The 8,257-nt window shown below is 64.0% G+C and carries 8 protein-coding genes; 3 read left to right on the top strand and 5 right to left on the bottom strand.

Annotated elements, in window-relative coordinates:
- Positions 1–35: 35 nt before the first annotated feature.
- Complete coding sequence (locus WEA77_RS01570) at positions 36–488, bottom strand: PaaI family thioesterase (protein WP_368066119.1); 453 nt, start codon at positions 486–488, stop codon at positions 36–38.
- Positions 489–500: 12 nt separating this feature from the next.
- Positions 501–962 (bottom strand): SspB family protein, encoded by a 462-nt coding sequence (locus tag WEA77_RS01565; RefSeq protein WP_368066118.1) that lies wholly within the window; start codon positions 960–962, stop codon positions 501–503.
- Positions 963–1,151: 189 nt separating this feature from the next.
- On the opposite strand from WEA77_RS01565, the gene WEA77_RS01560 reads away from it, so the two are divergent.
- On the top strand, positions 1,152–2,390 hold the full coding sequence (locus WEA77_RS01560) for an aspartate aminotransferase family protein (protein WP_368066117.1): 1,239 nt from the start codon (positions 1,152–1,154) through the stop codon (positions 2,388–2,390).
- 17 nt (positions 2,391–2,407) lie between these two features.
- On the opposite strand, the gene WEA77_RS01555 is transcribed toward WEA77_RS01560, so the two are convergent.
- Both WEA77_RS01555 and WEA77_RS01550 read right to left on the bottom strand, forming a co-directional pair.
- Positions 2,408–2,542 (bottom strand): hypothetical protein, encoded by a 135-nt coding sequence (locus WEA77_RS01555; RefSeq protein WP_368066116.1) that lies wholly within the window; start codon positions 2,540–2,542, stop codon positions 2,408–2,410.
- 583 nt (positions 2,543–3,125) lie between these two features.
- A complete protein-coding gene (locus tag WEA77_RS01550; RefSeq protein ID WP_368066115.1) occupies positions 3,126–4,424 on the bottom strand; it encodes an ectonucleotide pyrophosphatase/phosphodiesterase in 1,299 nt (432 codons plus the stop codon).
- A 154-nt stretch (positions 4,425–4,578) separates the two neighbouring features.
- Between WEA77_RS01550 and WEA77_RS01545 the strand changes: the two genes are divergently transcribed.
- Both WEA77_RS01545 and WEA77_RS01540 read left to right on the top strand, forming a co-directional pair.
- Complete coding sequence (locus tag WEA77_RS01545) at positions 4,579–6,549, top strand: alpha/beta fold hydrolase (protein ID WP_368066114.1); 1,971 nt, start codon at positions 4,579–4,581, stop codon at positions 6,547–6,549.
- Positions 6,550–6,642: 93 nt separating this feature from the next.
- Positions 6,643–7,314: a glutathione S-transferase family protein gene (locus WEA77_RS01540; protein WP_368066113.1), complete on the top strand. Its 672-nt coding sequence runs from the start codon at positions 6,643–6,645 to the stop codon at positions 7,312–7,314.
- 23 nt (positions 7,315–7,337) lie between these two features.
- Here WEA77_RS01540 and WEA77_RS01535 read toward each other — a convergent pair.
- The coding region (locus WEA77_RS01535) for an SDR family oxidoreductase (protein WP_368066112.1) at positions 7,338–8,257 on the bottom strand (920 nt) is incomplete at its 5' end.

The following is an 8,257-nucleotide window of genomic DNA, read 5'->3' as shown; positions in this document are numbered from 1 at the left end:
GGGCAACAGGAAGGGCGCGGGAATCTGGAGGGACGTCAGAGCCGCTTGAACGGCATCGGGATCGCCGTAGCGGTGGCGCGGGCGACGAGGTCGCCGGCGGGGTCGAAGCAGTCGGCTTCCATGAAGGCTGCGGATTTGCCGAGCTTCAGGATGCGGGCGGTGACGCTTGCGGGGCCGGGCATCAGGCGTTTGAGGTAGCTGGTTTTCATTTCCAGCGTCGGCGCGGTCATCGTGACATTGGAGGCGATGATGACGGCAGTGCTCATCGCTTCGTCCATCATGGCGGAGATGAAGCCGCCCTGCACGGCGCCGGTAGGATTGGCGAAGATCTGGGGCACTTCAAATTCCATGCGCACCCATTGCTCGTCCTGGCTGAGGGCGGCGAGGCGCATGCCGAGCGTGTCCGAACAGGGCGGGCGTTTCTTCGAGTTCTGGAAACGCGCCAGCATGTCAGCGTCGGAGACGCGGGGCTTGGTGTCCTCGGTCAAAACCGAACCGCCTTACTTGCGGCGGTAGGCGTCGAGATTGACGACCGTTTCGGCGGGCGGCTTGGGGGCCTCTTCGAGTGCGGCCTCTTTCGCCGGGGCGATAACGCCGGCATCGCGGCCGCGTGTTTCAAAGGTTAGGCCGAAATTCACCGAGGGGTCGACGAAGCGCGTGATTGCAGCAAGCGGGATCGACAGGTGCTGCGGCACGCCGGAAAATTTCAGCACGATTTCAAAGTGACCGTCGTGGACTTCGAGGTCCCAGTACTGGTGCTGGACGACGATGGTCATTTCTTCCGGGAACCGCTGGACCAGATGGTCGGCGATTTTCACACCCGGCGCGCGGGTGCGAAAGGAGATGTAGAAGTGGTGGTCACCGGGCACGCCGCCATTGGTTTTCGCGCGGCGCAGGGCCTCGCGCACAACGCCGCGCATGGCGGCCTGGGTCAGCGCTTCGTATCCGATGTAGTCCGTCATCTTGCGCGCGCTCTTTGTGTCAGGAGTTTTTGGGTTAGCGAAATGTAAATTACGCAGACCGGCGCACGCCCGCAACGGCCTTAGCGCAACACGCGAGCATTTATTTTCTGCTCGCGCGCTTTCCGGACACAGGCTGGCCAGATCGGCAAGGGCGGCATAGGCTGAAGGCGGTGCGCAAGGAGACGCAGGATGAAGATGCCGCTTGAGGGACAGGACTGGGAGACAGTGCGCGCCGAAATGACCGCGCGGGGCGGCGGGGATGTGGACTGGCGCGGCGGGAAGACGGCCGTTTACGTGTTTAACGCCGGCGAGGACATTCATCATATCCAGCACGAAGCTTACGGCCTGTTCATGGCGGAGAACGGGCTTGGCCCCCTCGCCTTCCCGTCACTGGCGAAGATGGAAGCCGAAGTGATCTCCATGGCGCTTGGCCTGCTGCACGCACCAGACGGCGCGGCGGGGGCGATGACCTCGGGCGGCACTGATTCGATTACCATGGCGATCAAGACGGCGAGGGATTTTGCGCGGGCGAAGCGCGGAGCGAAGTCGGGGCTCAATATCGTGATCCCCCGCTCCGGCCACCTCGCCTTCCACAAGGCGGCGCACCTCATGGATGTGGAGGTGCGCAATGTGCCGCTTAAGGCCGATGGCAGTTATGAGGCCGACCCCGCCGCGATGGCGGCGGCGGTGGACGATGGCACGATCATGATGATCGGGTCGGCGCCGAATTTTCCGCATGGGATCATCGACCCGATCGCGGCGCTGGGCGAGGTCGCGGCGGCGAGGGATGTCTGGTTGCACGTGGATGCCTGTGTAGGCGGGTATTTTGCGCCGTTTGCGCGGATGAACGGGGTGGATGTGCCGCCGTTTGACTTCGAAGTGCCAGCGGTGCGCTCGATGAGCGCGGACCTGCACAAGTATGGCTATTGCGCGAAGGGCGCCTCGATGGTGCTGTTCAGGTCGGTGGCGCTTTACAAGCACATGCCCTTCTCGATGCGCGACTGGAGCGGCGCGCCGATGAAGACGCCGACGCTGGCGGGCACACGGCCGGGCGGCGCGATCTCGGCGGCCTGGGCGGTGATGAATGTACTGGGCGTTGGCGGCTACCGTGAGAAGCAGGGGCTGGTGTGTGCGACGCGCGAGCGAATCGAGGCGGGCGTGCGGGCGCTCGGCTTTGAAGTGCTCGGGCGGCCGATGCTGGGGCTGGTTGCGTTCCGGCATCCGGAGGCGGACGCGCTGGCGCTATACAGCGCAATGCGGGCGAAGGGGTGGTTCACATCGTTCACGGCAGAGCCGAAGAGCCTGCACCTGATGCTGTCGCCGAAGCATGCGGAAGTGGCAGAGGGGTATCTGGTGGATCTGGCGGCGGCGCTGGAGGCAGTAAAGGCGGGCGTGGCAGGGGAGAAGGTTGAGGCGCGGTATTCCTGAGATGGCAAATCAGAAAGCTAAACAGAAGCGAGGGACATTCTGGCACGATCGTCTTTCAGCAGCCCAGCATCGAATTGCCGGTACACAGGCTCAATTGCTTCGCAGGCCTTGGCGTTCACATCCATTCCTGTGTCATCGAACACCTGCTGCATGACGCCGGCCTCAAAATCGACCGGCTATGTCAGAACATGCGCTTTCGGCGCGATGGGCATTTGATTGGCGGTTGAAGCATACGAGGGGGTATCGCGTATTGACGGTCCGGCCAAATCGACAGCGCACCCCTTGAGCGGCGGCTCATCTTCATTTTCCGGAGTCAAGGACGCCGACCAAGCACGCCGCGGCGCAGGCGAGCCGAACCCAGCGGCTTTAGCATACTGAGTGGATCGTCGGGCTCGCGCCCGGGTGGCGGGCAAGCCGCAGGTACCGCGGTCAGCGACACCAATCCTGCAAACAACTCATCCGCGACGGTTTGCCCGCGACGAAGGGCCTGAATGAAACGAGGCACGGGCTGATTGATATTGCGAGGCAGCTCACCCCCAATAGGAAACGAAAGCGGTGAGGGCTGACGCGAAACGCCTGATCCCAATTTGCATCTACCCTGACAGGACGCATCAGATTTTCCAGCGAAGCTTGTCCCGGTTGACAGTCACCGGGGCGGCTTTCGACCATGCGGGTTTACTTGGCCATCTTTCGACTTCGCCTGGATGAGCGTGAGGTTGTTTGTCGGTTGAGGCCTTATTTGTCAGGGGCCGGACAACGCCCGCCCGTGACCTGCTCCACCACTTCTGGATCGCCGTCCGTCTTCGCGGGGGCGACGCCGAGCGCACACGCCATCATTGCGTAGACGTTGACGTTTTCAAAGGGGGGCGTGACCATGCCGTCCGGGAAGCTGGGGCCGGCGGCGATGAAGGTGGCGTTCATTTCGGGGGCGTAGTTGTCGTAGCCGTGGTTGCCGGGGATGGGGACACTCCAGCCGCCGACATAGGCGGTGCGCATGGTCCAGCCGGGATCGGCGACGGCGAGGAGTGCGGGGCCGCGCGTGGGGTGATCCATGTGGTAGTGCGCGGGCATCTCGCCGGCGCGGTAGACATGGATGTGTTCGCTGATGGTTTTCAGGCCTTCGTAGGCGGTCTCGAGGGCCTCGCCTTCGCCGTAGATCTGGATGAAGGTCTGCGCGGAACCGCCATACTTGCCGGTGAATTGGGGGACGGTGAGTTTGGTGAGGTCGATGAACTGGCCGACTTCGATGACCTGTTCCTGCTCGATCCAGGCCATGCCGTGGTCGGAAACGATGATGATGTTGATGGAGTCCAGGAGGCCGCGTGATTTGAGACCCTCAACGAGCTGGCCGACATACCCATCGACTTCGGCGAGCGCTTCCTTCGTCTCCTCGGAGCGGGGGCCGGTATAGTGGGCGGCGGTGTCGACGCGGTCGAAATAGATGGAGGCGAAGCGCGGGCGGGCCGCTTCGGGCGCGTCATACCAGGCGAGGACTTCGTCGACGCGGTCCTGATAGGGCTTGTTGTGCTGGTAAGGTGTCCAGACGGTGGGGCGCACGCCGTCATGGGCGACTTCGGAGCCGAGCCAGAACATGATGGCGGTGGGCAGACCCTGTTTCTCGGCAGTGATCCAGATGGGTTCGCCTTCCCACCACATCTCTTCCTGCGGGCCGGTGGCGACATCGAAGATTTTTCCGGTGGGCGGGTCATACGGATAGTTCGTCACCATGCCGTGGTTTTCGGGATAGAGGCCGGTGGCGAGGGCGTAGAAGTTCACGAAAGTAACGCTGGGCATGACGGGGTACATCGCCTCGGCCTGCACGCCGCGCGCGGCGAGCGCTTTGAGGTTGGGCGAGGGCCAGTCCCGGATGAGCGAGGGGCCGAGGCCGTCTAGGCCGATCAGGAGGACGCTCTGGGCTGGGGCTTCGGGAGCCGCCACGCGGGCGGACGCTTCGGGCGCGGGCTCGGGCGTCTTGCAGCCGGTGATAAGGAAGAGCCCGAAGGCGGCAGCGAGGGCGGCGCGGTGCAGGCTCATACGGGAGTTTCCTTCAGCGGATTTCGGTTCTGGTGCGGCCGTTAGATCCCGAACGATGCAGACCTGTGAAGCCCGTGACTGAAAAGAACGTGACCTCGGCGCCAAACGCCCTAAAAAGTCTGTGATGTCAAAAAACTGCGAGGAGACGCACGTGATGCGAACATTTTCCCTTAGGTCAACGTTCCGGTCCGGCCTGTTCGGTCTTTCGGCGCTGGCGCTGGTGGCCTGCGCCCAGACCGGCGCGGCCCCGGCTCTGACGGATGCGGCCGCAACGGCGAGCCTGCGCACGACGAAGGGCAACCTCGTGATGGAGGGCGTGCCGGAGACGCCAGCGGAGGTGAAGGAGCGGATCGCCCGCTACAACAATGTGCGGGGGCATTCTTTCCAGGACTGGACGGGAGAAGGCGGCATCCTGGTGTCGACGCGGTTTGCAGATGTGAACCAGATCCACGAAGTGCGCTTTCCGGGCGGGGCGCGGCGCCAGCTGACCTTCTATAACGAGCCGGTGAACGCCGCCGATGTGAGCCCGGGAGGCGGCGCGTTCCTGTTCGGCAAGGACAGGGGCGGCGACGAGTATTACCAGTCCTACCGCTTCGACCTGAAGGACGCAACGATCACACAGTTTTCCGATCCAGGCTCACGCAATGGCAGCGGCCTTTGGTCCGATAACGGAGCATTTGTGGCCTGGGCACGCACCAATGCGGGCGACCCGAATAATGACATCCTGATCGGCGATCCGGCCAACCCCGCAAGCGTGCGCGTGGCGCTGGAGGGCGATGGCGCAATCGGGCCGGTCGACTGGTCTGCTGACGGCAAGACGCTGGTGCTGCAGCGCTACAGGTCGATCGCCAAGAGCCATATCTACAGCCTCGACGTGGCGACCGGCGCGCTGACCGAGTTCAACGCGGGCGACGATGTGGCCTATTCGGGTGCGGCGCTGCTGGCGGACGGCTCGCTGCTAACGGTCACCGACAAGGATAGCGAGTTCCAGAACCTCGTGCGCATCGCGCCGGACGGGACGATGATGAACTATACGGCCAATCTCGGCTGGGGCGTGTCCGACTGGGTGCTGTCGCCGGACGAGAAGACGGTGGTGTTCACGCTGAACGAGGGCGGGCTGGGCACGATCCGGCTGCTGGATGTGGCGAGCGGGCTGGTGCGGCCGGGGCCGACGCTGCCGGTGGGGATTGCGGGCGGGCTCGTCGTCTCGCCGAGCGGGGCGCAGGTTGGCTTCACCTTCAACGGCGCCACGAGCCCGGCGGATGCCTGGTCATTTGACCTCGCGACGCTGAACCTGACACGCTGGACCGAGGCCGAGACGGGCGGCCTTGCGCCGGAGAGCTTCATCACACCGGTGATGCTCGATTATCCGAATGCAGACGGCATGGACATTCCGGCCTTCATCTACAAGCCGGAAGGGCCGGGGCCGCATCCTGTGATCATTTCCATCCATGGCGGGCCGGAGAGCCAGTCGCGCCCCGGCTTCAACTCGACTTTCCAGTATTGGGCGAACGAGCTCGGGCTCGCCGTGGTGGTGCCTAACGTGCGCGGATCGTCCGGGTACGGAAAGACCTATGTGTCTCTGGACAATGGCGTGAACCGGAAGAAATCGGTTGAGGATATCGGCGCACTTCTGGACTGGATCGGCGCGCAGCCGGATCTTGATGCCGGCAAGATAGTCGTGCACGGCGGTTCGTATGGCGGCTATATGGTGCTCGCCGCGTTGATCGATTATCCGGACCGTCTGGCGGCGGGCGTCGACATTGTCGGCATCTCGGACTTCAAGACCTTCCTGGAGAATACCGAAGGCTACCGCGTGGACCTGCGCCGGGAAGAGTATGGCGACGAGCGCGACCCGGCGATTGCCGCTTTCTTTGACGAAATCTCGCCGCTGAAGAATGCCTCGAAGATCACCCAGCCGTTGTTCATCATCCAGGGCTATAACGATCCGCGCGTGCCCTACACTGAGTCCGAGCAGATCCTCAGCGCGATGACGGCCAGCGGCGTGAAAGCCTGGTTCCTGATGGCGATGGACGAGGGCCACGGCTTCCGGAAGAAAGGTAATATCGAGGCCCAACGCGAAGCCGAGACGCTGTTCCTGAAAGAGGTGATCGGAACCCCCTAGGGCGCCCGCCCCCCTTTCTCACGGGCAGCACTGGCCGATGGGGGCGGTGCGCTCTAGCTTGTTCCTGCCGCGGTTGCGGCGGGAGAGCGTTCGATGATCACACTGCACCATCTGGAAAAATCGCAATCCATACGGATCCTATGGCTGCTGGAGGAGCTTGGAGCGCGCTATCAGGTGAAGCTGTATGACCGCGATGCGCAGACGCGGCTGGCGCCGGCGGCTTACAAGGCGGTGTCACCGCTGGGCACGGCGCCGGTGATCACTGACGGGGATGTGACGCTGGCCGAGACGAACGCAATCGCCGATTACATCCTGGACCGGCACGATGACGGGCGGCTGCGCCCTGCCCCCGGCGCGGCGAACCGGGCGGCCTATCTCTTCTGGTTCCACACCGCGCAGGGCAGCCTCCAACCGCTGCTGACCAACAAGTTCGTGATGATGGCGCTGACGGCGCGCGCACCTTTCCTGGCGCGGCCGGTGGCGAAGTCGCTGGTCGGGGCGCTGGACAAGGCCTTCTTCGGGCCGAGACTGGCCGCGCTGTTGCGCGAGATCGAGACGGCGCTGGGCAAATCGAAATGGTTTGCCGGCGAGACGCTGACGGCAGCCGATATCGTGATGGGCTATTCGATGGAACTCTGCGCCCACCGGGGCGGGATGACAGAGAAGGATTTCCCGAACGCATTCCGCTTCCTGAAACAGATGCGGGAATATCCGTCTTACATCCGCGCGATGGAGAAGGACGGCAAAGGCACCATCCTTCTCTGATATCGACCGCCTGCGGATATGTTTCAGTCCAGCACGTCCCTGACCCACGGCCCGAAGGGCGAGGCGCCGAGCATGGCGAGTTGGGTCTGGCGGGAAACCTCGTTGATGGCCTCCTGCGGCTTCGGGCCGGGGTGGACCGCGCGGCGCAGGGGCCGTGTGCCACGCGGCATCTGGATGATTTCAGCAATCGCATTCGGGACGTCCATTGGATTGGTGGTGCCGCCGGTGCGGGTTTCGCGCATGCCGGCGGTGATTTCCGGATAAGCGTCCAGCACGTCCTTGGATGTGCGGGCGAGAAGCGCTTCGGCGCGCGCACCGCTCTTGGTCCAGATGGAGGTCGGATAGCCGCCCGGCTGGATGATCGTGACCTCGATGCCGTGGGCCGCGAGTTCATAGGCCATGCCTTCGCTGAGCGCCTCGAGGGCAAACTTGGTCGGCGAGTAATGGCCCAGGCCTGGCGCGATGACGCGGCCGAGCTGAGACGAGATCTGGAAGATCTGACCGCTCTTTGCCGCGCGCATGGCCGGCAATACGGCGAGCGACATGCGGTGGGCGCCGAAGACATTGGTTTCGAAGAGCAGCTTCGTCGCCTCCATGTCCTGCACTTCCATCGGCCCGCCGAGGCCGATGCCGGCATTATTGATCAGCACGTCGAGCGTGCCGCCGGTGTTTTCCAGCACGGCGGCGACACCGGCCTTGACGCTGTCGTCTGACATCACATCGATCCCGACGACCTCGATGGCGAGGCTTTCGTCTGCGGCAAGCTTTTTCAGTTCGGCGGCTTCGGGACGCGGCAGGCCGCGCATCGCGGCGAAGACGCGCGCGCCGAGACGGGCATAATGCTCCGCCCCCAGACGGCCGAAGCCGGAGGCCGCGCCGGTAATGAGGATGGTCTTGCCATCCAGTGGGCGGGTCGCCGCTGCGCCCGCCCCCGGAAACGCGC

The organism is Hyphomonas sp., assembly GCF_040882205.1.
In the GTDB taxonomy this organism is placed as follows: Bacteria; Pseudomonadota; Alphaproteobacteria; order Caulobacterales; family Hyphomonadaceae; genus Hyphomonas.
This window is presented reverse-complemented; position numbering and strand designations above follow the sequence as displayed.